This is a genomic window from Chitinophaga sp. RAB17, assembly GCF_052114225.1.
Classification (GTDB): Bacteria; Bacteroidota; Bacteroidia; order Chitinophagales; family Chitinophagaceae; genus Chitinophaga.
Window position 1 is genome coordinate 753,399 of the sequence record NZ_JBFREI010000002.1, and the last position, 25,257, is coordinate 778,655.

General features: G+C 45.5%; 20 protein-coding genes. 9 read left to right on the forward strand and 11 right to left on the reverse strand.

The features are described 5' to 3' along the window. Nucleotides 1–27 precede the first annotated feature (27 nt). Entirely contained in the window at nucleotides 28–810 is a 783-nt protein-coding gene (locus AB4Z08_RS09130; protein WP_441573419.1) for a sulfite exporter TauE/SafE family protein, read from the forward strand. On the opposite strand, the gene AB4Z08_RS09135 is transcribed toward AB4Z08_RS09130, so the two are convergent. The 3 genes from AB4Z08_RS09135 to AB4Z08_RS09145 all read right to left on the reverse strand — a co-directional run bounded on the left by AB4Z08_RS09135 (nucleotide 811) and on the right by AB4Z08_RS09145 (nucleotide 4,822). After that, on the reverse strand, nucleotides 811–1,167 hold the full coding sequence (locus tag AB4Z08_RS09135) for an MmcQ/YjbR family DNA-binding protein (RefSeq protein WP_441573420.1): 357 nt from the start codon (nucleotides 1,165–1,167) through the stop codon (nucleotides 811–813). 381 nt (nucleotides 1,168–1,548) lie between these two features. Beyond that, on the reverse strand, nucleotides 1,549–3,339 hold the full coding sequence (locus AB4Z08_RS09140) for a DUF885 domain-containing protein (protein ID WP_441573421.1): 1,791 nt from the start codon (nucleotides 3,337–3,339) through the stop codon (nucleotides 1,549–1,551). A 115-nt stretch (nucleotides 3,340–3,454) separates the two neighbouring features. Then, entirely contained in the window at nucleotides 3,455–4,822 is a 1,368-nt protein-coding gene (locus AB4Z08_RS09145; protein ID WP_441573422.1) for a 3-keto-disaccharide hydrolase, read from the reverse strand. Between the two features lie 252 nt (nucleotides 4,823–5,074). Here AB4Z08_RS09145 and AB4Z08_RS09150 point away from each other — a divergent pair, with 252 nt between their 5' ends. The 5 genes from AB4Z08_RS09150 to scpB all read left to right on the forward strand — a co-directional run bounded on the left by AB4Z08_RS09150 (nucleotide 5,075) and on the right by scpB (nucleotide 12,883). Further along, nucleotides 5,075–8,083: a SusC/RagA family TonB-linked outer membrane protein gene (locus tag AB4Z08_RS09150; RefSeq protein WP_441573423.1), complete on the forward strand. Its 3,009-nt coding sequence runs from the start codon at nucleotides 5,075–5,077 to the stop codon at nucleotides 8,081–8,083. A gap of 41 nt (nucleotides 8,084–8,124) precedes the next feature. Next, nucleotides 8,125–9,738 carry a RagB/SusD family nutrient uptake outer membrane protein gene (locus AB4Z08_RS09155; protein WP_441573424.1) on the forward strand — a complete coding sequence of 538 codons (1,614 nt, stop codon included), beginning with the start codon at nucleotides 8,125–8,127 and terminating at the stop codon, nucleotides 9,736–9,738. A 157-nt stretch (nucleotides 9,739–9,895) separates the two neighbouring features. After that, a complete protein-coding gene (locus AB4Z08_RS09160; RefSeq protein WP_441573425.1) occupies nucleotides 9,896–10,477 on the forward strand; it encodes a DJ-1/PfpI family protein in 582 nt (193 codons plus the stop codon). Between the two features lie 168 nt (nucleotides 10,478–10,645). Then, nucleotides 10,646–11,530, forward strand: coding sequence for an ATP synthase F1 subunit gamma (gene atpG / locus AB4Z08_RS09165; RefSeq protein WP_441573426.1), 885 nt, complete (start codon nucleotides 10,646–10,648; stop codon nucleotides 11,528–11,530). A gap of 120 nt (nucleotides 11,531–11,650) precedes the next feature. Continuing rightward, the gene (scpB, locus tag AB4Z08_RS09170; RefSeq protein ID WP_441573427.1) at nucleotides 11,651–12,883 is read left to right on the forward strand and encodes an SMC-Scp complex subunit ScpB; all 1,233 of its coding nucleotides are present in this window, start codon (nucleotides 11,651–11,653) and stop codon (nucleotides 12,881–12,883) included. 73 nt (nucleotides 12,884–12,956) lie between these two features. On the opposite strand, the gene AB4Z08_RS09175 is transcribed toward scpB, so the two are convergent. From AB4Z08_RS09175 to pheT, 7 genes are all read right to left on the reverse strand, one after another. Further along, on the reverse strand, nucleotides 12,957–13,583 hold the full coding sequence (locus AB4Z08_RS09175) for a hypothetical protein (RefSeq protein WP_441573428.1): 627 nt from the start codon (nucleotides 13,581–13,583) through the stop codon (nucleotides 12,957–12,959). A gap of 106 nt (nucleotides 13,584–13,689) precedes the next feature. Then, the gene (locus AB4Z08_RS09180) at nucleotides 13,690–14,478 is read right to left on the reverse strand and encodes an SDR family oxidoreductase (protein ID WP_441573429.1); all 789 of its coding nucleotides are present in this window, start codon (nucleotides 14,476–14,478) and stop codon (nucleotides 13,690–13,692) included. Between the two features lie 14 nt (nucleotides 14,479–14,492). Further along, nucleotides 14,493–15,107 carry a 3-keto-disaccharide hydrolase gene (locus AB4Z08_RS09185; protein WP_441573430.1) on the reverse strand — a complete coding sequence of 205 codons (615 nt, stop codon included), beginning with the start codon at nucleotides 15,105–15,107 and terminating at the stop codon, nucleotides 14,493–14,495. 109 nt (nucleotides 15,108–15,216) lie between these two features. Further along, the gene (gene rny, locus AB4Z08_RS09190) at nucleotides 15,217–16,782 is read right to left on the reverse strand and encodes a ribonuclease Y (protein ID WP_441573431.1); all 1,566 of its coding nucleotides are present in this window, start codon (nucleotides 16,780–16,782) and stop codon (nucleotides 15,217–15,219) included. 171 nt (nucleotides 16,783–16,953) lie between these two features. Further along, complete coding sequence (locus tag AB4Z08_RS09195) at nucleotides 16,954–17,247, reverse strand: cell division protein ZapA (RefSeq protein ID WP_441573432.1); 294 nt, start codon at nucleotides 17,245–17,247, stop codon at nucleotides 16,954–16,956. A gap of 16 nt (nucleotides 17,248–17,263) precedes the next feature. Further along, entirely contained in the window at nucleotides 17,264–17,572 is a 309-nt protein-coding gene (locus AB4Z08_RS09200) for a hypothetical protein (protein ID WP_441573433.1), read from the reverse strand. Between the two features lie 9 nt (nucleotides 17,573–17,581). Then, the gene (pheT, locus tag AB4Z08_RS09205) at nucleotides 17,582–20,011 is read right to left on the reverse strand and encodes a phenylalanine--tRNA ligase subunit beta (RefSeq protein ID WP_441573434.1); all 2,430 of its coding nucleotides are present in this window, start codon (nucleotides 20,009–20,011) and stop codon (nucleotides 17,582–17,584) included. A gap of 554 nt (nucleotides 20,012–20,565) precedes the next feature. Between pheT and dnaB the strand changes: the two genes are divergently transcribed. The 3 genes from dnaB to AB4Z08_RS09220 all read left to right on the forward strand — a co-directional run bounded on the left by dnaB (nucleotide 20,566) and on the right by AB4Z08_RS09220 (nucleotide 24,361). Then, nucleotides 20,566–22,140, forward strand: a complete 1,575-nt coding sequence (dnaB, locus tag AB4Z08_RS09210) for a replicative DNA helicase (RefSeq protein ID WP_441573435.1) — start codon at nucleotides 20,566–20,568, stop codon at nucleotides 22,138–22,140. 150 nt (nucleotides 22,141–22,290) lie between these two features. After that, the gene (locus AB4Z08_RS09215; protein WP_441573436.1) at nucleotides 22,291–23,637 is read left to right on the forward strand and encodes an MATE family efflux transporter; all 1,347 of its coding nucleotides are present in this window, start codon (nucleotides 22,291–22,293) and stop codon (nucleotides 23,635–23,637) included. Nucleotides 23,638–23,647: 10 nt separating this feature from the next. Further along, entirely contained in the window at nucleotides 23,648–24,361 is a 714-nt protein-coding gene (locus tag AB4Z08_RS09220; protein WP_441573437.1) for a 16S rRNA (uracil(1498)-N(3))-methyltransferase, read from the forward strand. 104 nt (nucleotides 24,362–24,465) lie between these two features. Here the strand turns inward: AB4Z08_RS09220 and AB4Z08_RS09225 are convergent, their stop codons facing one another. Further along, a complete protein-coding gene (locus AB4Z08_RS09225; RefSeq protein WP_441573438.1) occupies nucleotides 24,466–25,230 on the reverse strand; it encodes a TerC family protein in 765 nt (254 codons plus the stop codon). Nucleotides 25,231–25,257: the final 27 nt, after the last annotated feature.

Consider the following 25,257-nt stretch of genomic DNA (forward strand, 5'->3'; position numbering starts at 1 on the left):
GTTGCGCGTTCCCGGAGGGATGATTGAATGGAGTTTTTACAACAATCTCAATACCTGTCAGTATTACTGATAGGCTTAGTAGTAGGCTATTTATCTGGTTTGTTGGGTAAAGGAGGCAGTGCCATCAGCACACCTGCCCTGCAGATATTTGCCGGTGTTAATCCTTTTTTTGCACTGGCATCGCCTTTACCGGCGTCTATTACCAGCACTTTATCTGCTACGGCAGTGTATCGCAAAGAGAAGTTATTCAACAAGCGGGTGATCCTGCTGGGGGCTGCTTTTGGCGTACCTGCCACGATTATCGGTTCCTGGCTCAGCAGTTATTTGCCCGGGAAATCACTGATGATTATGACTGCCCTGTTTATTATGGCTACGGGCCTTTCCCTGATGTATTCCTTTATGCGGGGTAAACCTGTTGGAGAGGTACGGGTGGAAAGTGGAGATGTGCCGGCAGGTAAACTGATCATAGCTGCTTTGTTTATCGGCTTTTTGTCGGGATTGCTGGCAAATGCAGGAGGTATCTTATTCAGCTCCTTCTTTATTAAAAAATTGAAAATGCCGATCAAACAGGCACTTGCCTGTGCAGTAGTGTTGTCGGCTGTTTTATCGGTACCAGGTGCATTAACACACTGGTGGCTGGGGCATATAGACTGGAATATTGCACTGCTGTTATCGCTCACTGCTTTGCCTGCTTCTTACCTGGGCGCCAAAACGGCCGTTAAGATGAAAACACCTGCCCTCGAAAAATTATTTGCACTCACCCTTATCGTATTCGGCGTATACGATATCTTCTTTACCATCTGGAAATAATCAGGCGTGTGCCTTCATCTTATGGATAGCTTCCTGCTCAAATGGTGGCAGGGAGCTCACAATGATCTCATAAGCATTATGCAGAAAAGTTTCCAGCTCCGGCTCCGGCAACATATCTTCCTGTTTCAACTGTACCCAGTGATACCGCGCCAGATGAGGTGCAGGCACAATGCCAGGCCTTGAAATCAATTGATGAAATTGCGTTTGACTGCATTTAAATGACACCCGGTGCGGTGGCTCCAGAGAAATCATGCAGAATAATTTTTCGCCTACATAAAAGCGCAGCTCATTGTCCCACTTTTTTTCAGTGATGACCGCCGGGAGTGACCGGCATAAATCGAGGGTGTGATCAAACATAACAGCAGGTTTTAAAGAATATTATATAACGCCGTTTTTTAGAACGACAAGTTTGCCGAATAGTTTACATGCACAGACTAACATATTAAAATATGAAGTATGTGTGGTTTAGGTAAATCTACGCTGTAAATAGTGAATGAAACTGCCTTATAAAAATAGGAAATAAAACGCAATACTGAATGTTAAAAAGTAACAGTTTGCAGGCAAGAGAATAGTGCTCCCCTGAATCAGCGCGCCTTTTGCCGGAATACTGATTTTTTTCTTAATCAAAATTTAATCAGTGATTGGAAGAGCTTAAAGCGTAAAGCATAAAGCAAAAGCCATTGAAGCGGGTTCATTACTCGCTTCAATGGCTTTTGCTTTATCGCTTTAGCGTAATGCTTAGTGTTGTGCTGCTGCCCAGCGAGCCATCTTTTGTTCCAGCACAGAAAGTGGTACACAACCATCTTTCAGCAACTCATCATGAAAAGAAGATAAGCTGAATTTATCGCCTAATTCATTGGTATACTTGTTCCGCAAGCCACGGATCTTCAGCTCACCAATTTTATAGGAAAGCGCCTGCGCCGGAATGGCCATATAGCGCTCTATTTCAGCGGTAGCTTCCTGTTCGGATAATGGCTCGTTGTCCATCATATATTTAATCGCCTGCTCGCGGGTCCAGCCCTTGGCATGTAAGCCAACATCCACGACTAAACGAATAGCGCGGTGTATTTCATCGGTTAACCGGCCAAAGTACATATATGGATCGGTATACAGGCCCAGCTCTTTTCCCAAACTTTCGCAATACAGGGCATATCCCTCGCCATAGGCACCAACCCAGGAGAAACGGCGGAACTTAGGCAGGGAATCATTTTCCTGCTGCAGGGAGATCTGGAAATGGTGACCGGGAATGGCTTCATGCAAAAAGAGACATTCCATCCCCGTGTAGGAAAATGTAGCCGCATCCAGGATCGGCACGTAAAATACACCGGGACGGGTACCATCTGCACTACCCTGCATATATTCAGCAGAGGCAGAAGCAGCCCGGTAGGCTTCCGTTTGACGGATTTCGAATTTTGTTTTAGGGAGATGACCGTACATCTTTTTGACGCCAGGCATGATCTTGTTTTCAATTGCTTTGAAAGAATCCAGTATCGCAGCAGGGGTTTTGAAGATGCGCAGCTTTTTGTCGGAACGCACAGATGCAAAGAAGGCCGGCAGATCTCCCTTGAACCCGGTGCTGTTTTTCACCGTTTCCATTTCGCCACGGATACGGGCAACCTCTTTTTCACCCAGGGCGTAAATTTCCTCTGGCTTCATATTGGTGGTGGTCCAGCTTTTTATGAGAAACGCATAGTATGGCACACCATCCGGAATTGCTTCAATGCCACTGCTGGTACGGGCTTTAGGCAGGTACTCCTGTTGCATGAAATCACGCAGTTTAGCGTAAGATGGCAGGATGTATTTTTCAACCGCAGCGGCATAATCAGTACGCAGACCTGCTTTAACCGCAGCGCCCAGTGAATCCGGGATAGTTTTTATCGGCGCATAGTATACATTGTTGGCGGTATCTTTCTTTGCCAGCTCCGCTACCTGGGGAATCACCTTCACCACCAGACTTTTGGGCAATACGTATCCGGTGGCAATGCCCCGGCGCATATTGGCAATAGCGGTATCCGTCCATATGGCAAATTGTTCCATACGGTGCATGAAGTTGTGATAGTCCTTTTCCGTTTTAAAAGGCTGGGCCGAAGACCCGGAGCCCAGTTGTGCCAGGGTAAGCGGCAAACAGGTAAACTGTTGTACCGGCATCAGGTGATCATGAAAGCGCAGCCCCTCCCGGTTAATGTTGAACTCCCGTTGCAACATGTCGTAGGTAATGCGGTCATTGCCGGAAAGTGCAGCAGTGTCAATGGTTTTAATGACTTGCTGGTAGCTGGCATAGAAGGAATCTGCTTTTGCGCGGAATCCTTCGCTGATGTCTATAGGCAGCTGATCATTGTACTGATTTTCCCCGTTTTGCGTGGCCTGCAAAGGATTGAGGGCCATGTTTTCGTCATAGTAACGGGCGGCCAGTTGGTGCAGGGAGTCCTGCACTGCCGAAGCATTACTATGGCTGCTTTGTTGCTGACATGCACCCGCAAGCAGGGTTCCCAGCAGGAACAGGTAGCCTTTTTGTTGTAACATACTCATGATGATGGGTTGTGAATAAGGAGTAATTTACCGTTTTCTCTAAAGAAAAAAAGCATTCCGAAGAATCGGAATGCTTATTTAGAACAGTGAACAATGAAAAAAAAGATAAAAAATATTATTTAAGAATTTTTATTCGAATACTCTTGAAAGAAACCTCATTGCCATGATCCTGTAAAAGGATATGCCCTTCGGGCCACAAGCCAAAATTCTTCCAGTCTTTATACTTGCTGATCGCCACCAGATCTTTGAAGGCTTGGGAGCCCCGCTCATATTCCAGCACCTTAAACCCGTTTAACCAATGTTCTACGTGATTATTTGGATACACAATAATACGACCTTTGTTCCATTCTCCAATAGGGTTGATGGCACGTTTTTCCTGTTTTCTTGTCATGAGGTCGTAAAGACTTGCTAACGTGCGGTTTCCGTCGCGTCCTAATTTTGCATCCGGGTGCTTTTCGTCATCCAATACCTGGTACTCCAGCCCGATGGCCGACTTCCCCCCCGTTTCATAGGTTTCGCTTACAAAGTATTTTACCCCACTATTCGCACCTGGTGTGAGTTTGAAGGTAAATTCCAGCTCGAAAGCGCCGTATTGTTTATCGGTGATAATGTCTCCGCCGCTGCCTTCTTCATCTCCCGTAGAATGACCAATGGTTAATATTCCATTCTCCATATGCCAGCCTTTGGTAGGGAAATCCTTTTTGTAAACGCCCCTCCAGCCTTTACTGGTTTTGCCATCCCATAATAACTGGTACCCGTTTTTCTTTTCCTGACCGGAAATGGTATTGTCTACATTATTAACTACATAAATGTTGTCATAAGGGGAATACTGAGAAGCTGCGGGATTTTCTATCAGGCGGATATTTTTCCAGTAGATATTTTTGTTGTCATCTGCTGCATTTTTGCCGATACCATGTACCTGTAACGCGATGAAACCCTTTGGTAGTGCAGTATCTACCAGGTGAGCGGTAGGTACACCATTAACCCAGGTACGCATTTCATTGCCCCGGCACTCAATGCGGTATTTATTCCAGCCGTCTTTTTTGAAGGCATTCTGCCCTGCTGGATTCAGTTCCATCGGGTATTGCCAGCCCCTGCGGCCTTCTTCATATATCCCCCCGCTCCATTTACGATCGGAAGGATCTATTTCCATCTGGTAGCCAAATACGCGGCCATTCTGATAATCGGATCTGCTTTGGCTGCGGAATTGTATACCGGAATTAAATTCCTTTCCCAGCTTGAATTCCAGCTCCAGGATAAAGTCTCCATACTCCTTGTCCGTTGCCAGAAAAGAATTCGGTGTGTTCAGTACTGTAGTACCCACAATTTCACCGTTCTGCACATTATATTTAGCTTCACCCCCCAGCTGTTTCCAGCCCTTCAGATCTTTACCGTTGAAAAGCTGCTGCCACTGGGCTTTCTGAGCAAAAAGGCCACCGTACATGCACAGCAGGGAGCCACATAAAAGGATCGTCTTTTTCATAACTTAAACGGAATAAGGTGTCCAAAATAATCAATGAATTTCATTTTTACAACCGATTGCAAAAGATTTTATTTTTTAACTGAATGATAATCCGGCCACTGGGGCATTTGCAATAATTGACACGAAAATAATACATGCAAACGATTGCAATAATCTAAAATTATCTTATTTTGGCTACCAGGAAGAACCTGAAGAGACAGCCAATAATCTAACTTAAGTACCCTTTATTCCACAATCACATTAAACAACGTTATGAAAAAGTATTTTTCACGTATGGTCTGTATGGTAGCCTGTCTGCTATTCCATCAACTTACCATGTCTCAGGGCAACATCATTACTGTAGAAGGCAATGTGCTGGACGCCCAGAAAACTCCACTCGTCGGAGTTACGGTGTCACTGAAAGGCAAAAATACCGGTACCCAAACTGATGCCAAAGGACATTACCGCCTGCAAATTAAAGAGCCAGCCAATGCTGTACTGGTATTCACTTTTATCGGATTTACTTCACGTGAAGAACCCTACACCGGAAACAAAATTATTTCAGTGTTGATGGAGGAAGACCGTAAGAAACTCGAGGAAATCGTAGTAGTGGGCTACGGTTCACAAAAGAAAAAGGACGTAACGGGCTCCATCTCCTCTGTTGGCACAAAGTCTATACAGGATGTACCGGTAACCAACCCCCAGCAGGCTTTACAGGGCCGCGCACCTGGTGTGGAAGTACTCAACAATAGTAGCAAGCCCGGTGATGAGCCCACCGTGCGTATCCGTGGTAGCCGCTCCCTTCGCGCCGGCAATGATCCTCTCTACGTAGTTGATGGTATTCCTTACGCAGGGACCCTTAGTGATATCGGTACAGGTGTAATACAATCGATGGATATTTTGAAAGATGCCTCCGCAACGGCCATCTATGGCTCCAGAGGTGCCAACGGCGTGGTACTCATTACCACCCAGAAAGGCAAGGAAGGAAAACCAGTGGTTTCCTACACCGGTTCCTACGGATATGTACAACAGCTGGGAGAATCAGATATGATGGACGCCAAACGCTTCATTGATATGCGTCGGGAAGCCAACCGCACTATCGGCAAATATGATGATGCCAACGCGGATGCATCAGACAAAAAAATATTTAACACAGTTGAATATGCCAATATCCAGAAAGGTACGAACGTAGACTGGCAGAAACTGATGATCTCCCCGGGATATCAAACCAATCACGGCCTCAGCGTAGCCGGAGGTACAGATAAAACGAAGTACACCGTAGGATTGGGGTACTTCAAAGATCAGGGTGTACTGAAGCTGCAAAGTTATGAGCGCTATAATTTCAATTTTGGGATCGACCAGCTGATTGGCAATCGTGTTCGTGTAGGAGCCACCCTCCTGGGCGCTTACAGTGAACGCAACGGTGAAACCTATAATGGGATCGACAATGCGCTGAAGATGTTGCCGATTGCCACTCCTTACGATGATAACGGAAAACTGATCACCTATCCAACGGGCGATAGTCAGCAACCTAACCCGCTGTTGGATTATGTACCCGGCAACCGTGTTGAATTGATGAAACGCTTCCGCATTTTCACCAGCCTGTTTGCCGAAGTAGAAATCATAGATGGTTTGAAATATCGCCTGAATGTAGGGCCGGATATCCAGAATTACAACTATGGCCTTTTTCAGGGTAAAAACAATACCAACCTGCTGATTGGCGGTGGCGATGCTACGGCTAGCAAAGGAAATGCGTCTACCATGGCGTATACTATCGAAAACATTGTGACCTATAACAAGGAGATCAAAAAACATACGATCGGCTTTACCGGCTTATACAGTGTTCAACGTCAGAACCTCGATTTTTCTACTACCAACGTAAGAGGTATACCGGTAGAATCACAACAGTATTACAATCTGGGACAATCACTCAACGTAACAGGGGTAACCAGTGGTCTCAGTTCCTGGACCATTCTTTCCTACATGGGGCGTTTGAACTATGGCTATGATGACCGCTATCTCGCCACCCTTACCCTGCGCTCTGATGGATCTTCCCGTTTCGCACCCGGTAAAAAATGGGGTTATTTCCCTTCTGTGGCCGTAGCATGGAACATGATCAACGAAAACTGGATGAAAGGTCAGCATATCCTGGATAACCTGAAACTGCGTGCAAGCTATGGTCGTATTGGTAACACCGGTATTAACCCATATGCAACGCAGGGTAACCTGAGCAGGATTCCTTATTCCTTCGGAAATAAAGGCGTACTGGGCTTTGTACCACTCGATCTGCGCAATCCAAACCTTACCTGGGAGTCCACCACTTCTACCGACATTGGTATTGACTTCGGATTCCTGAATGGACGTATCACGGGTGTGATGGAATGGTATAACCAACATACCACCGATCTGCTCATGCCTCAATCACTCCCGTTCAGCAATGGATTTAATGAAGTGCTGATGAACCTGGGTTCTTCCCAGAACCGTGGTTTTGAATTTGGAGTGAGTGCCACCATCATTGACAACCCGAAAGGGTTTAGCTGGAAAATGGACGCTAACCTGTTCTTTAACCGGTCGAAGATTCTTTCGCTTGGCGATGGTAGAACCGCAGATGTTGGAAATGCCTGGTTTGTAGGTCAACCTACTTATGTATACTATGATTTTAAGAAGGTCGGTGTCTGGCAGGATAAAGACGCCCAGCTGGCTAAACGCTATAACCTGAAACCAGGTGAAATCAGGCTGGAAGATGTGAATAACGATACGCTGATCGATGCTAAGAACGACCGGCAGATCCTGGGATCTCCGGAGCCTAAATGGTCCGCAGGTACCACCCAGCGTTTTTCTTATAAAGGATTTGAATTGTCGATCGTTGCCTTTGCACGTGTAGGAAGCATGATTAAAAGTGATTTCTACCAGAATTATAACACCCTGTTTGGACGTTATAATAACCTGAATATCGATTATAATACACCGGCTAATCCTACCAACGATTTTCCACGACCTAATGCCAACCAGGAAAGACCAAGCAACTATCAGTCGTTAAGTTATTTCGATGGCTCTTTCTTTAAGATCAGGAGTATTACACTTAACTATGCCTTCCCGGACGCACTGGTGAAAAGTATGCGGATGCAGGATCTCCGGGTGAACGTGGGCGTTAAAAACCCAATGATCCTGGCGCCCTACCGCCAAACCTGGAAAGGAGTTGATCCGGAAGACGTAAATGTGATCGGTATTGATGCTCCCGCTACCTGGATGTTGCAATTCGGAGTAAGTGCCAAATTTTAAAATCAACCGGTCCTGATTAAACATCTTAAAAAGAAAATGTTATGAGATATATAATTCCTGTCATCATGCTGCTGACCGTTGCTGCTACTTCCTGTAATAAAATGCTGGATGAAAAGATAGTCACCAACGTAACAGATGATTTCTATAATACAAAGGCCGGCTTTCAGACGGCTGTAAACGGTTCCTATGTGTCTATGCGCAATTTTTACAGCACAGAACGGGGCATGACGCTCACCGAAACCGGTACAGATATAATTACAAATGGCTCCGATGGGAATTTCAAATTTACCAGTCAGTATACTTCACAGCTGGATTCCCGTTATGACCATATCCGTGAAGTATGGAACAGTTTCTATCAAACGATCAACGCCTGTAACGTAGCGATAGACCGGGCAGGCAAGATTGCTGACCTGGATGATGCCTCCAGGAAAAAAGGAGTAGCTGAGGCGCTGTTTTGCAGGGCGCATTATCATTTTGTGCTGACGCAACTATTTGGTGCAATACCCTTACGCCTACACGAAAATACCGAAATTTCAAGAGAGGCACATCGTGATTCGGTATCTGCAATCTACGATGCGGTGATCAACGACCTGCTGGCTGCAGAAACTGACTTGCCTGCCACACAGGCGGAATGGGGCCGCGCTACCAAGCCAGCCGCAGAACACCTGTTGGCAAGGGTTTACCTGACCCGGGCTTCTTCTCCGCAGGCAAAGGCAGGCGATTATGCGAATGCGGCCAAATATGCTGACATGGTAATTAAGAACTACGGATTTAAGTTGCTCACCGACGTTGGACAGGTATGGGCACAGGGTAAAGAAAATAATGATGAAACTATTTTTGCCGCGCAATATACCACCGATCCAATTTATGGCTACCCGGATAACAACGCCTGCCGCTTTTTCCTGATGCAGTATGATGTATTGAAAGGAATGAAACGTGATTTGCCAAATGGTACGCCCTGGAAGCGTTTCAGACCTACAAAGTTCCTGATCGATACGCTGTATAAAGACAGGATACATGATGTGCGTTACGAGAAATTCTACACCACACTCTGGAGAACCAATGCGCCTGTTGACAATTTGAAGATGGGCGATACAGCTGTTTACCTGCCCGGTTATGATGTATCTGATGCCGTGATTGCCAGCAAGCCTTATTTGCTGGTACCTCCAAGACAGTATACAGAAAAGCTGTATCCTTCCTTAAATAAATTTGCAGATGCACTGCGTCCTGATAACCAGGCTTCCGGTGTAAGGCCTTTTATAGCAATGCGTTTGGCGGAGACTTACCTGATAGAAGCAGAAGCCCTGATGATGGATGGAAAAAAACAGGCGGCCGCTGATCTCGTAAATGTGATCCGCTGGAGATCTGCCCGTATTGGCGCTACCCCGGCAGAAACACAGGCCAACCGCGATGCCATGACCGTATCCGCAGCAGATATGACCATCGATTTTATTCTGGATGAAAGAGGCCGGGAGCTGGTAGGAGAACAAATGCGCTGGTTTGACCTGACCCGCACCCACAAGCTGCTGGAAAGAGTAAAGCTGCATAATGAGGAGGCCCGGAACAATATTAAGCCAACCCACGTATTGCGCCCTATTCCACAGGACCAGATTGACAGAACTACGAATGAGTTCCCGCAGAATCCGGGATATTAATAGTGCTTTCAGGCATTAGCTTCTAGCCATTAGCCATTAGAAAAAATGCAGCGAAGATCATTATGGATGATCTTCGCTGCATTTTTTCTAATGGCTAATGGCTAAAAGCCAACAGCTAAAAAACCTTATCTTTAATCATAAACTAACCTTTTATCATATGGCACAGAAGAAGATATTGTTACTGACCGGAGACTATGCTGAAGACTACGAAACGATGGTTCCTTTCCAGATGTTGCAGATGATAGGTCATGATGTACACGCCGTATGCCCCGACAAGGCGGCTGGAGATAAGATCAAAACTGCGATTCACGATTTTGAAGGTGACCAGACCTATAGCGAAAAGCCAGGTCATGGTTTTGTGCTCAATGCCACCTTTAATGATATTGCCGGTGCCGATTATGATGCCCTGGTAATAGCCGGTGGCCGTGCGCCCGAATACCTGCGGTTAAATAAAAATGTATTGGAGCTGGTAAAACATTTCTTTTTGGAGGATAAACCGGTAGCAGCTGTTTGTCATGGTATACAGATCCTGACCGCTGCCGATGTGGTAAGGGGCAAAAAATTAACGGCTTATCCGGCAGTAGCGCCTGAAGTCACCTCCGCCGGGGGCACTTATGTTTCCGTGAATGTTTATGAGGCAGTGGTAGATGGTAAGCTGGTAACAGCACCCGCATGGCCAGCTCATCCACAATGGATGGCAGCCTTTTTACAGGTGCTTGGAACGAGCATTACGCTTTAATATTTAGTTATTTATAAAAATATAATTATCAATAGTTTAAAGAAAGTTTAAATTATCTCTCTACGGATTTTCAAATTAAACTGTCATTGCTTACCTTTGCAGCCAAATTCAGGAGGCTATCCCTGCTTTGGCTATTGATAATTCGTAATTCGTAATTGATTTTTATATATGTCCGGACAGCTTAAAGAAGTTCGTAACCGAATCAAATCTATTCAATCTGGTCAGCAGATCACGAAAGCCATGAAAATGGTGAGTGCTGCTAAATTAAGACGTGCACAGGATGCTATCCTGCTGATGCGTCCTTATGCAGTAAAGCTCCAGGAAATGTTGCAGAATATTGTTTCCAACAGTGAAGGCAATATTGATACGCCACTGGCGGCACAGCGTCCCGTTGAAAAAGTACTGATTGTGGTAATTACTTCAGACAGAGGTTTGTGCGGTGCTTTCAACTCCAACCTGATCAAGGCTGCTAAGCGCGTTATCCGCGAAAAGTATGCTGAGCAGTTTGAACAAGGCAATGTAGAAATCCTGCCAATCGGTAAAAAAGGTTACGATCATTTTGTACAGAACGGATATAAAGTAAACGATAAATTCTGGCAGATCTTTGGTAGTCTGACTTTCGATCATGTGAAAGAAGCAGCTGCTGTGGCCCTGAAAGGTTTCACAGACGGTACCTATGATGCAGTTGAAATCGTGTACAGCGAATTCAAAAATGCAGCTACCCAGATATTTGTTACTGAACAGTTCCTGCCAATTGCCAAAGTAGAAAACCAGGAAAATAGCGGTCTGAAAGCAGACTTCATTTTCGAGCCTGAAAAAGATACATTGATTACAGAACTGATGCCTAAGATCCTGAATACTCAGTTCTTCAAAGCCATCCTGGATTCTCATGCTTCCGAGCATGGTGCCCGTATGACTGCGATGGATAAGGCAACAGAAAACGCCAGCGAAATGTTGCGTTCCCTGAAAATCTCTTACAACCGTGCACGTCAGGCAGCCATTACCACCGAGCTGACGGAAATCGTGAGCGGTGCTGCTGCATTAGGAAGTTAAGTACTGTAAGGCAATTTTTAGCACTAAGTCAACAACTGAATTAATATTTTCAGATTAGGGTCAAAGACTGTATTTTCGGTCTTTGACCTTTTTTGTAACATCCACACCTCCTGTTAACGTATGGAAATATCACAGATCATCCCGCACGTGGAAGCATTAATTTTTGCGGCCGACAGGCCATTGCCTTTGCTGGAAATAGTGGATCTGCTCAACAATGCATTGGCTTTCCTGGAAGACCGCACTACCCTGGATCAGGTAGAAGCTGCTATGGAGGCCATCAGGGAAAAATACAGCTCTGAATTTTATGCATTTGAAGTGCGTAGCAGTGGCGGCGGCTATCAATTCCTTACCAAAAAAGAATATTATCAGACAGTAGCCCAGCTGAATGGTGACAAATTCCTGAAGCGCTTATCAACAGCTGCGCTGGAAACATTGGCCATTATTGCTTACCGTCAGCCTATTTCCAAAGGAGAAATAGAATATATCCGTGGTGTCAGCACCGATTATTCTATTCAAAAACTCCTGGAAAAAGAACTCATCGTTATCACCGGCCGTAGTGAAGATCAGCCCGGTAAACCCCTGCTATACGCCGTTTCCCGCTCCTTTATGGATTATTTCGGTATCAGCTCCGTAGCAGATTTGCCTAAACTGAAGGAACTGTTTGATGAAGAAATGGTACAGCCTACTCTCATCAGTGACGAAACAGCGACCCTGGGTCGTGGAGAACACAGCACCCATGCCGCTGAAACAGCGCATTCCCTGATGGTGTCTGAAGATGGAGAACTACTGGACCCTGATCATAAACTGGATATTACCCTCACACCATCTGAAGAAGAACAACCTGCCTCGGAAGATGAAGAAGTGGAACCCGATGACGAAATCGTTCGCTTTGATGATATTATAGAGGAAGTAAACGAAGAACTCGGCGGTGAGGAAGATCCGGACGAAACTACAACAGATACCATTTCAGCAGAACAAGATACGGTCGAAGATAACATCACAACTACAGAAGATCCGGCCGAACAGGCAGTGGATACTGTGTCGGCCGAAAACAATGATACAGAAGATGAAGATCCGGATGGCATCGTAGAGAACAGCATCTCCGGAAAAGAAACAGAAGAAGCAACACTGGAAGAAGAAGCCGAAGAAGATGACGAAGATGATGACGATAAGGACCCGGATGACATGGTAGAAGATGCCATCCTCGGAGAGAACCTGCTGGTAGTAGGAGGTGGTGAAGCGGATGATGAGGAAGAAGAAGAGGAGGAGAAAGAGGAAGATAAGAAAGAAGAAGATGATAAAGATAAGAACGGAGAAGATGATGATGAGGAAGATGAAGGCTTCTGGAAATAGTGAATTACCATATTATAACTAAAAGCAACGGCTGCACTGATTTCAGGTGCAGCCGTTGCTTTTAGTTACTGATTTATTGCAACTTATAAAAGGTAGTATCGTTCCTGAAGGCAAGCGCCAATACGCGGTAATGCTCCTTTGGCGCCTTATACACGCAGGTGCTCCAGAAACTATTTACCACCGCAGACGATCCATCGGAATTGTTTGTAGGGCGGGATGTTAAGGAAAGAAAAACCGTATCCCCCGGCCGGTGTTCCTGTGAAAGAATATCGTAATAGGACAGTTCTCCGGAAGGCGGATGTGTGACAACCATTGTGAAATATCGGCTGAAATCTATGGCAGCGATACTGTCAAGGTCCGCCTGTTTTCTAAAACTGCCACTGCATGCTTTTGCCAGCGTGTCTTTATTTTGCACCGGAAAAAAGGAGATATCGGGATATACCGGAACCGCACCAGTATTTGCATCCTTAAACACTACGGCACTGTCTTCCCGGTTAGCCGCCGCACGGTTCATACTGCCGGTATTAAACACTTTTAAAATAGTAGTTGAAATGTCCTCTTCATAAGGGGGAAGTGTACTGAGGAAAGAAAAAGCCATGGGGACATCCGTTATCTGTTGTGCTTCCGTGGCGGTACTATTGCTATTACAGGAAAGCAAGATCGTAGTTAGCAATAACAGGATATTCTTCTTGGGTAACATATTTACTTTTTATTCAGTGGATAAATGATGAATAAGGAAAAGGGGGGCAGATATGCTGCTGTTACCTGTCCAGGTCCATACAATACCTGATTGAATCCGCTGCAAATTAATTTCCTTTGCGTGCAATCACATAAAACAGGGGAGGAAAATATCTTTTGAGCCACAATAATATCCGCTCTTCCCTGGCAATCAGCACTACTTTTTTTCGTTTATGCATGGCCTTTAGTATACGTCGGGCGCAGAAAGCAACAGATAATCCTTTTGCCTGCTTAGGATCCATTTTCCCATATGCGTCACCGTTAGCCGTGATGGCAGAATAGGTAATGGGTGTGTGTATCCTTCCCGGACAAACGATGGTGGTATATAAATGGGGAATAGGTTGTTCTGTTTGCAGGGTTTCAAAGTATCCCTGCAGCGCATGTTTGGCTGCATTGTAGCCGGAACGCCAGGGGTATCCCATTAATCCGGCCATACTACTGATAATAATGATTTGTCCGCCTGCCTGTTCCCTGAAATGGGGTAACAATGCCTGGGTGAGCATGACGGCGCCAAAAAAGTTCACTTCCATCAGTTGTCTGACTGCGGAAACAGAGGTATCTATGAGCTTTGACCGTTGGGTTACGCCGGCATTATTTACGAGTACATCTATCTTCCCGAAAAATTGTAAAGCGCGGTGGGCACCTTCATTTACCTGGGTTTCATCTGTTACATCCATCAATACAATTTCGCAGTAAGGGGTGTATAACAGGCATTGGTTGCGGACTGCTTCCAGGGCGGCCTGGTTACGGGCAGCCAGAATTAGTCTGGCTTTTTCTTTTGCCAGTAAAAGCGCCAGCTCATGGCCTATACCCGAGCTGGCGCCTGTAATAAGTATTACTTTATCCGTAAAATGCATTTAAGCAGTTTGATCTACGATTTCAGTGGTGTCAGCCTGATGTTTTTCCATCTTACCTTGATACCACCACCGGAATGGATCTGCAGGGCGATCTGGCCATTGGCAGCGCCTATTTTATCGTCTTTCAGGGTGATCATTTCCTGTCCATTAAGCCAGGTCGTTACGTTGTCGCCCTGTACCCGCACTTTCATGGTATTCCATTCTCCCATTTTCAGGTATTTTTCTTTTTCCTTGTCGGGTTGTATCAGCCATCCACGACCATAAGATTCATAAATACCGCCGGTATGCATGCCGGGAGGGGCTACTTCTGCCTGCCAGCCGGTAATTTTAGTTCCATCCAGGGAGGAGTGGAAGAATACGCCGCTGTTGCCATTAGCTTCCTGTTTGAATTGTACCGTCAGTTCAAAATCTTTGTATTGACCATCGGTGCCCAGGTACCCGTATTCTTTGTCAGGGCCGCTTTCACAGATGAGTTCCCCTTTTTCTACATACCACTTTTCGGTACCATAGATTTTCCATCCATCCAGGTTCTTGCCATTGAATAATGATTGCGTTTTTTGTGCAAACACCTGGCCGGTTCCCAGTAACAAGGCGGAACCCAGCAGGAATTTAAGGAAGGTTTTTTTCATAACACTGCATTTATTGATTGAATACCAGTTTAATTCATAAAAAAAGTCCCCCGGTAAAACCGGAGGACTCCAATATAAGTTCAATTTCCTGGATTTCTAAATCAGAAAATTATCTCGCAATGTTCACTGCTCTTTTTTCACGGATGACGGTTACCTTAATCTGGCCAGGATACTGCATTTCAGTTTGTATCTTATTGGCAATTTCGAAGGATAAACGATCTGCGTCGCCATCAGATACCTTATCACTTTCTACGATAATACGCAGTTCTCTACCAGCCTGGATAGCGTATGCTTTTTCTACGCCATCATGAGCCAGGGCCAGGTTTTCCAGGTCCTTGATACGTTGCAGGTAGCTTTGCATGATTTCACGACGCGCACCTGGGCGGGCACCGCTGATCGCATCACAGGCCTGAACGATTGGGGAAATGACATATTGCATTTCCATTTCATCGTGGTGAGCGCCGATGGCATTAACTACCGCAGCGTGTTCACCATATTTTTCAGCGAGTTTAGCACCTAAGAGGGCGTGGCTCAGCTCAGTTTCTTCATCAGGTACTTTACCAATATCGTGCAGTAAGCCGGCACGTTTGGCCAGTTTAGGGTTTAAGCCCAGCTCAGCGGCCATCACGGCGCAAAGATTCGCCGTTTCTTTGGAGTGCATGAGCAGGTTTTGTCCGTAGGAAGAGCGGAAACGCATCTTACCTACCAGGCGCACCAGTTCTTTATGCAGGCCATGGATACCCAGTTCTATCACCGTTCTTTCACCAATGTCCATTACCTGTTCTTCCAGTTGTTTCTTGGTTTTTTCTACCACTTCCTCAATACGGGCAGGGTGGATACGTCCATCCTGTACCAGGCGTTGCAGTGATAAACGCGCTATTTCGCGGCGCAATGGATCGAAGGAAGATAATACAATAGCTTCAGGGGTATCGTCTACGATCAGATCCACACCGGTAGCCGCTTCAATGGCACGGATATTACGGCCTTCACGACCAATGATCTGACCTTTGATTTCATCACTTTCCAGGGTAAATACAGTGATGGTATTTTCAATGGTTTGTTCAGCAGCAGTACGCTGAATAGATTGTATGATGATTTTTTTGGCTTCTTTGTTCGCTTTTAATTTAGCGTCTTCAATGATTTCCTGTATGTGAGAGAGGGCCTGCGAGCGGGCTTCTTCTTTCAGACTTTCTACCAGTTGGTGTTTCGCTTCATCTGCAGTTAATCCGGCTACTTTTTCCAGGCGGCGGATATGTTCTTCCTGGTGTTTTTCGAGTTCTGTGCGCTTAATGGTCACCAGTTCCATCTGACGGTTCAAGCCTTCTTTGATAGCATCGTTTTCGTTTAATTGCTTCTGAAGTTGCTCGTTTTTGAGGCTGATGGCCTGTTCCTTCTGTTTGATGCGATTTTCCGACTCCCCCAGTTTCTGATTGCGTTGCAGTACATCTTTCTCGTACTCGCTTTTTAATTGCAGGTATTTTTCTTTTGCTTCCAGCAGTCTGTCTTTCTTGAGATTTTCCGCACTAATCTGTGCATCTGCAATGATTTTTTTAGCCTGGTTTTCAGCTTCATCTATTTTATGCTGTGTATTTTTGGCAAAAATCACCTTACCTAGCACAATCCCAATGATCAATGCCACTACTGCAGCTATTGTCGTGATAAGTGTAACATCCATATGAATTATTTATACTTGATTTATGTAGTATCCTCATACCCATGTCGCTGCTAAAACACAACAGGGGCGAGAACTGACCCGCGAAAATACAAAAAAATAGCAGTTAAAGCGTCTTTGATACGTGATAATTAGCCAATTAGCTAATTCATTGTTTAGCAATGGGTAACGTGATCAACCCAATGCCTGGTTGATAATTTCTTCCAGCTTTTCCAGCTTTTCCTGCAAAAAGGGTGCAGTGCTTGCCTGGGCTTTTCCGCCGCTGGTTACAGGGTGTGTGGCGTACATGATAAGGGCCATAGCGATATAGTCCTGCAGGTCTTTTCCTGCATAAGAAGTTTTAAAATCGACAATTTTCTCATTCACTTCTTTCATAATACGGCGTACTTCCGCTTCTTCTTCCGGTTTTATCTTTATCCGGTAAGAGCGGTCCGATACGATTATGTTAATAGGAATGAGTTGTTCCATCATGTATGATTTTATATCAGCTGTTCAGCAAGGCGATACAGCGGTCAATTTCTTTAATGTAATCATTGATCTTGCCGCGGATCTCTTTTTTGAAAGCTTCGTCTTCTGTTGCTATGGCGGTACCTCCCTGGGCGGTGGATGCAATTTTCATGAGTTGCAGCCTGTCCTCCAGTACCTGTAACGATTGTTGCTGCTGTTGCAGCTCCTGTTGTTGTACTTTAACTTCGTCTTTCAGCAATACATTCTCCGCCTGCACCTGCTGGAGCTTTTTTACCAGCAGGTGCAGTTTCTCTTCTACGCGTTGAATGTATTGCTCTAAAACCATTTCAATATCTTATTTTCTAATCTCTGCCTGTAACTGCGTTTCGAATGTTTTGATGAGTTTTTCCATTACACCATCAATTTCTTTATCAGTGAGTGTTTTTTGAGCATCCAGGAAGGTAAAGCTTACCGCGTAAGACTTCTTGTTAGTGCCTAGTTTTTCGCTCTCAAATACATCGAACAGATTCACCTGTTGTAGCAGGCCGGATTTCACGCTGCGGGCAGCTGCTTCTACTGCGGCAAACTTCACCTGTTTGTCCAGTACCAGTGCCAGGTCCCTGCGAACTGCCGGGAAACGCGGGATTTCTTTGTAAAAGTTATCACTTTTTTGCAAGAGTCCCAGTATTTTATCCCAATTGAAGGTAGCAAACCATACGGCCTGCCTGATATCAAATTGCTTGAGTTTCGCTGTGGGAACGCCTCCGAGGGTAACTACCACCTGGTTTTTTACTTTGATTTCCCAGGCCGGTTGTAAGCCTGGTTCGGTGCTTTCCGCCCAGGTTAGCTGCTTGTAACCCAGTTGTTTGAGTATGTTAATAACAAAACCTTTCAGGAAGTAAAAGTCTACCGGTCTGGATGCATGCATCCAGGTTTCGGCTGTTTGTTTACCTGTCAGGTACAGTACCAGGTGATTGTTTTCACCATAGCCTTTTTCCAGCACCTGGTAAGTTTTACCGAATTCGAAGAACATCAGGTCTTCGTTTTTGCGGTTCAGGTTATGTGAAATGCTTTCCAGACCGGTTTCCAGCATGGAAGGGCGCATGATGTCCAGTTCTACAGTGAGACTGTTCATCATTTTTACCGCAGTTTCCAGTACTTCCGGCGTATAGTATTTGCTGTTAGTAATGGAATTGGTGAAAATTTCGTTGAAGCCGTTGCCAGCGAGATAATCGGCCACTTTTTCCTTTACACTTTCTGCATCCGGTTGGGCAGAAAGGGCGGGAGAAATGGCAATTTTAGAGGGGATCTCGATATTATCCAATCCATCTATCCTCATAACTTCTTCTACCAGGTCGGCAGGGAGACTGATATCCGGTTTGCTGAATGGTACGGATACACGAAATCCTTCCGCAGATTCAGACAGGATCTCAAAGCCGAGGCTGCGCAGGATGTTTTTGATTTTATCTTCCGGATAGTTGCTGCCGCTGAGCTTACGGATATAGCTATACGTAGTCTCTATCTGTGTTTTTACTTTTACGGCAGGGTATATATCAATGATATCGGATGCGACCTGTCCGCCGCCGAGTTCGCAGATGAGACCGGCCGCACGTTGCAGAGCAAACACGGCATTAGAGATATCTACTCCTTTTTCGAAGCGGGAGGCCGCATCGGTACGTAATCCATGACGGAAAGAAGTGGTACGGATGCCACCAGCGCTGAAAATGGCGCTTTCCAGGAAAATGCTGTGGGTGGTATCGGAAACGCCAGAATGTAAACCGCCAAATACACCGGCAATAGACATGCCTTCGCCTGCACCATTGCAGATCATCAGGTCTGTAGCGTCCAGTTTCCTTTCTTTTTCATCGAGGGTAATAAATGGTGTGCCGGTTGGCAGGTTCTTTACAATCACAGCATTGCCTTTGATCGCTGCCACATCAAACGCATGGAGCGGTTGCCCGGTTTCATGCAGGATGAAGTTGGTGATATCCACGATGTTGTTGATAGAACGAACGCCGATCGCGGTCACTTTGGCTTTCAGCCATTCAGGAGATGGCGCCACCTGTATACCGGTAATGGATATACCACTGTAACGGGGGCAGGCATCTGTATTTTCAACGGTAACGCTGATGGGTAAAGGAGTAGCTGCTTTAGGCAGTGCTTTTATTTCCGGCAGTTTTACCTGGTATTTATGCGTGTTTTCTATGTTATTGAGGAAAGCGCATACATCTTTAGCTACGCCTATATGGCTCATAGCGTCCATACGGTTAGGCGTGAGTCCAATTTCGTAGATGTAGTCGTTAGCAGGTTTAAACACTTCGCTGGCAGGGGTGCCGGGTTGCAGGGAGGCATCGAGTACCATGATGCCGTCATGACTGTTGCCCAGTCCTATTTCATCTTCGGCGCAAATCATTCCCTGGCTTTCTTCTCCACGGATTTTTGCTTTTTTCATGGTCAGCGGTTCCCCACCGAGTGGGTAGATGGTGGTACCAATGGGTGCTACCACCACTTTCTGGCCTACTGCTACATTAGGAGCGCCACATACAATGTGCAGGGGCTCACCGTTGCCGGTGTTAACGGTGGTCAGTCTCAGTTTATCCGCATTGGGGTGCTTTTCCGCCGTCAGTACTTCTCCGATCACCAATCCAGCCAGGCTTCCCTTTACAGCTTCAAATTTTTCCAGGTGCTCTACTTCCAGACCAATTCTGGTTAAAATGGTAGATAGTTCCTCCGGTGTAGGCTTCACCGGTAAATAATCACATAGCCAGTTGTATGAAATCGTCATTTATCTGCTCGGTTTATATAAGTGGCGTAAAGTTAACAACTAATGAGCAAAGGATAAAGCATAAAGGATAAAGCAAAAAGCTATTGTAGCGGAGATTTGAGCGAATATTCCTGCCGGCTAAAGTTTTCTGTAATCCCCTTAAATCTCCGCTACAATAGCTTTTTGCTTTATCCTTTATGCTTTATGCTTTGCTCGGGTGCGATGTTTTTGCAGTATGTGGAAAATCTTTTTACACAATGTGTGTGAATAATCGGACCTTTGCTTGGGAATTTCTGGTGTTTTGGTGGATAACCATGATGCTGTCAGTGGATAACTGACATTTTGCTTGTGGATAACCTGTGTATGAGGCTTAATAAATTTAATAACTAAAGGAAGGGTGTTAATCAAAAAAATGCCTTTACCTTAGTTTGTACGGCTTGCAAAAGTTTACAATTTCTTAAAGTAGCTATCACCCTGATGAATGCGGGAAAAATGCAGATATCGATTGTAAAAACAACTGGAAGGGCCCATTGACAGTAACCTTTTATTAACTTTTTTTAATACACTAACCATAAATGGATCTCAATCTTAAGAAGGACCGCAATGTGCGTAGAAAACCGTCCATTGATGTGTCATCCTTGGTGTATGGCAAGATACCACCACAGGCTAAAGAATTGGAAGAAGCTGTTTTGGGAGCCGTAATGCTGGAAAAAGGAGCTTTTGACTCCGTAATTGAGATATTAAAAGGGGAGTGCTTTTATGTAGAAGCACACCAGATTATATTTAGCGCCATGACTCGCCTGGCAGGTAAGTCAATGCCCGTAGATATCCTCACCGTAACAGAAGAGCTTAAATCAATGGGCTCCCTGGAACAAATCGGTGGCCCGTTTACCGTGATGAAACTCACGAATATGGTGGTGTCTTCGGCCAACATTGAAGCACATGCCCGTATTATCCTCCAGAAATTTATTCAGCGTGAACTGATCCGTATTTCCGGAGAAATACTGACGGAGTCTTATGAAGACACGGCCGATGTATTTGATCTGCTGGACAGTGCGGAGTCTAAACTATTTGAGGTAACCAATAATCACCTCCGTAAAAACTATGATTCTATTGACCGTGTATTGGTAAATACCATGAAGCGTATTGAGGATCTGCGTAACAAGGGAGATGATATTACCGGGGTGCCTTCCGGCTTCCCTTCATTGGATAAGGTTACCTATGGCTGGCAATCTACGGATCTGATCATCATAGCTGCCCGTCCTTCTGTAGGTAAAACCGCCTTCGCGCTGAACCTTGCGCGTAATGCGGCGCTTCACCCCCGCTTCCCGAAAGGAGCAGCGGTATTCTCATTGGAAATGTCTTCCGGTCAGATTGTACAACGTATTCTCTCGGCCGAGTCAGAAATAAAGCTGGAAAAGATTTCCCGTGGTAAACTGGAAGAGTATGAAATGAAGAAGCTGATGACCCACGGTATTGAACGCCTGGCAAAAGCACCTATCTTCATTGACGATACCCCGGCACTCAACATCTTTGAGTTGCGCGCCAAGTGCCGCAGGCTGGTACACAACCACGGCGTAGGCGTTATCATCATCGACTACCTGCAGCTGATGAGTGGTAGCAGTGATGGTAAAGGATCCAACCGTGAACAGGAAATCAGTAAAATTTCCCGTGACCTGAAGGGATTGGCAAAGGAGTTACAGGTACCTATTATCGCCCTCTCGCAGTTGAGCCGTGATGTGGAAAAACGAAAAGACGGCAACAAAATGCCGCAGCTGAGTGATCTCCGTGAATCCGGGGCGATCGAGCAGGATGCGGACATGGTAATGTTCCTCTATCGTCCTGAATATTATGAAATCAATACCAATGAAATGGGCGAATCCAATAAAGGTGAAACCCACGTTCGTATAGCCAAGCACCGTAATGGTCAGCTGGATACCATCAAACTGAGAGCTGTACTGGAATACCAGCGATTTGAAGATGATGGAAGTCTTGAAAACCCTGGCGGTGGTGGCAGTCCTTTCGCAGGTATCAGTCGCTCGCAGCAAGGCGGCGGTGGTGGCAACGATGAAGCCAAACTGTACATACAGAAAGGATCCAAGATGAATGATATGAACTTCGATGAAGGCTTTGAAGATGCACCCTTTTAGCGTATAAAAGATTTTGCTAAAAAGCCGGCATCGATATCGATCGCCGGCTTTTTAGCTTTTATCCCTCCCGTAACTGTCAGCATAGTAAATACCGCAGAAGTATTTACTTAAATGGGAACCTAAATACATAAAGAATAATAAGATTAATCAATGAAACAGCTGTACTTAAAATACAAAGGTCATTACAAAGACAATTTCAGTTTAGCCTACCCCGTAGTTATCTCTCAATTGGGTCATACCCTGGTAGCATTATCGGATAGTATTATTATCGGACATACAGGAAAAGTACCGCTGGCAGCGGTATCACTGGGTAATGGTTTGTTTTCCGTTTTTATGGTGGCAGGCATCGGCATGTCCTATGGCCTTACACCGCTGATTGCACAGGAAAACGGGCGAGGCAACAAAAATGCCATCGGGTATTTACTGAGTCATAGCCTGATCATCAATATGGTGGTGGGCGTATTATTATCTGCTGTCATTTATATAGGCAGCAGCCATTTGTCTCTCCTGCACCAGGAAGGCGATGTAGCTGAACAGGCCAGGCCCTTCCTGCGTTTCCTGGGGTTTTCGTTTATTCCGCTGATGCTGTTCCTATCCTTCAAGCAGTTTGCAGAAGGGCTTGGATTTACACGACAGGCGATGAACATCAGTATCATTGGTAACGTGATTAATATTATCATTGGTATTACCCTGGTATACGGCTTGTTTGGTATGCCCAGAATGGGCGTGATAGGGGTGGGTATTGCCACGTTCACAGACAGACTGATCATGGGAATTACCATGATGTTCTATGTACTGCGGGCGCCACGTTTTAAGCCTTACCTGCAATCATTCGGGTTTAAAAACCTGAAGGCCGCTGCGGTTAAAAAAATATTGGGCATCGGTACGCCGGTAGCCATGCAATATTTATTTGAAGTGAGCGCCTTCAGTGGTGCCGCCGTAATGGTGGGTTGGATGGGCGCAGCCGAGTTGGCTGCTCACCAGATAGCGCTGAGTTTAGCTTCGATGACCTACATGATGGCCAGTGGTATTTCTGCTGCTGCCGGTATTAAAAGCGGTAATAATTTTGGTAAGAAGAATTTCGGGGAACTGCGTTTATCCGCTATCGCCAGTTACCATATGGTGCTGTTACTGATGGGGGGCGCTGCGCTGTTATTTACACTGGGTAATCACCTGCTTCCTTCGTTTTATATTCAGGACCCACAGGTAATAAAGATTGCTTCCGGATTATTGATCATTGCCGCCTTCTTCCAGTTATTTGATGGGATGCAGGTGGTAGGGCTGGGTATTTTGCGTGGCATGGGTGATGTACGTATACCTACGTTGATTACGCTGCTGGCATACTGGGGACTGGGTCTTCCTCTGGGTTACCTGTTGGGTATTAAGTTAGGTTTTGGTGTAGAAGGTGTATGGTGGGCACTGTTATTGGGCCTGCTGGTAGCTTCGGTATTACTGTTTGTGCGGTTTCACATCAAAACAAAAAAACTTTCTGCTTAACTTTGCGCGCATGGATCTGCCAGTTTTTTACGCACCGGATATACAACCGGATGCCATTGCATATACAATGAATGAGGATACGTCCAAGTACTGTATCCAGGTGCTCCGTCATGAAAAGGAGGATAAAGTGTTGCTGGCAGACGGCCGTGGGCATAAGTTTACGGCTGCTATTACCGATGATAACCGCAAGAAGTGCGTAGTGAAAATACTGGATTGCGAAACGGTGTCACCACCTGCCCGGGCGCTTCGTATAGGGATCTCCTTTACCAAAAACGCTTCGCGCATTGAATGGTTCCTGGAGAAGGCCACGGAAATAGGTATTCAAACTATTATTCCCCTGGTAAGTCAGCGTACAGAGAAGGAGAAAATAAAAGCAGAACGGCTGCAAAATATACTCGTATCAGCCATGCTGCAATCGCAACAATTTTATTTACCGGAATTACAGGAGCCGCAGGCATTTGATAAACTGGTAAAAAGCAATAAGGACCCACAGCGGTTGATCGCGCATTGCTTGCCGGAACAAAAGCAGGAATTACAACACACTATGCTGCCTGGAAAAGATACGCTGATACTGATAGGACCAGAAGGTGATTTTACATCGGACGAAATTAAACTGGCGCTGGAACAGGGTTTTGTGCCCGTATCATTGGGTAATACCCGTTTACGCACAGAAACAGCTGGTATGGTAGCGGTAACGCTGATGAATAACACGTTTAGCAGTTAGCCATTAGCTTTTAGCTTTTAGAAAAAATGCAGCGAGTATGAACTTATATATTGTGTTCATACTCGCTGCATTTTTTCTAAAAGCTAAAAGCTAATGGCTAAACGCTAGTGCGGTTCCCTCAATTCTACCGGCTTTTCTTTAGATGGTTTTCTTACCCGCATATTCAGCATTTCTACACCAAAGGAAAAAGCCATCGCAAAATATACGTAGTTTTTAAGGTGCATATCATGTGCTTTCTCTGCATCCCATCCTTCAATAATGAGGATTGCACCTACCATTACGAGGAATGACAGTGCCAGCATTTTGAGCGTAGGGTGTTTGTGGATAAAGTCACTGATACGTGGTGCAAAAAGGAACATCACAATCATGGCAATGATAACGGCCACAATCATTACAGGTACCTGTTTGGCGAGTCCCACAGCGGTAATGATACTATCGAAAGAGAAGATAGTGTCTATCAGGATAATCTGGCCCACGATGTTCAGGAAAGATGCGGCAGGTTTGCCCCCGTTTTTAATTTCAGTGGATTCCTCCTCTCCTTCCAGCTTATGGTGGATTTCGAGAGTGGTTTTGATCAGCAGGAAGATACCGCCTCCCAGCATGATAAGGTCACGGAGACTAAAGCCATGGCTGCCGATGCTGAACAGGGGATTTACCGCTTTTACGATATACCCGATGCAGAGCAGGAGAATGATACGGATGGCCATACCGGCAAACATCCATACGCGGCGGGCTGCTGGCCTTTTTTCAGGGGTTAGTCTGTTAAGTACAATAGAAACGAAGATGACATTGTCGATGCCCAACACGATTTCCATGAGCACCAGTGTCAATAAACTGATGAGCGATTCCGCTGTTAGAAACTGTTCCATATAGGTTGAATAGATAGAGATGATGCG